The sequence below is a fragment of the Nonomuraea sp. NPDC051941 genome, from assembly GCF_044593615.1.
The window spans coordinates 1-672 of the sequence record NZ_JBIUCF010000132.1 but is presented as its reverse complement, the minus strand read 5'-3'; the positions used below and the strand labels follow the sequence as shown (position 1 = coordinate 672).

Annotated in this window: 1 protein-coding gene; it reads left to right on the top strand. The window is 66.5% G+C overall.

From position 1 onward, the window contains the following. Window positions 1-266: 266 nt before the first annotated feature. Window positions 267-672 (top strand): transposase (locus ACIHFD_RS67725; RefSeq protein ID WP_397375944.1); only part of this gene is annotated, 406 nt, incomplete at its 3' end.

The window sequence follows — 672 nt, the reverse complement described above, 5'->3', positions numbered from 1 at the left end:
TTTTCTCCCCCCCCCCCCCCCCCCCCCCCCCCCCCCGCACCCCCCCCCCCCCCCCCCCCCCCCCCCCCCCCCCCCCCCCCCCCCCCCCGGCCCATCTCCGCTTCCTTGACCACCAAGGGGTCTGTCGCCTCCCAGGGGGCCCCGTAGTACTCGCCGAAGATCGGGCGGATATGGCTGACCAGCAAAGATCGGGTTTAGAGGGCATCTGATCTTCTTACGTAATGATCTGTCCGTATCGGAGCGGCGGTCAGGTCGTTGATCTTCACATGACTTCTCGGCGTGCCTATCGCAGCGACTTGTCCGATGCCCGATGGGAGTTGATCGAACCGACCCTGACGGCATGGCGGGCGGCCCGGCGCGGGCCAGGTACAGCAGCACGTGTTCACGACCTGCGAGAGATCGTGAACGCCATCTTGTACGTGTGCCGGACCGGGATCGCCTGGGAGTACCTGCCGCACGACTTCCCGCCCTACAAGACGGTCTACGACTACTACGCCAAGTGGGAGGCCGACGGAACGACCCAACGTTTGCATGACCTGCTGCGCGAACAGGTTCGGGCGAGCAAGGGGCGTGCTGCCGTCCCTACCGCCGCCATCATCGACGCGCAGAGCGTGAAGACCTCCGGCAACGTCGGGGAGTCCAGCCAGGGCATTGATGCCGGCAAGAAGATCA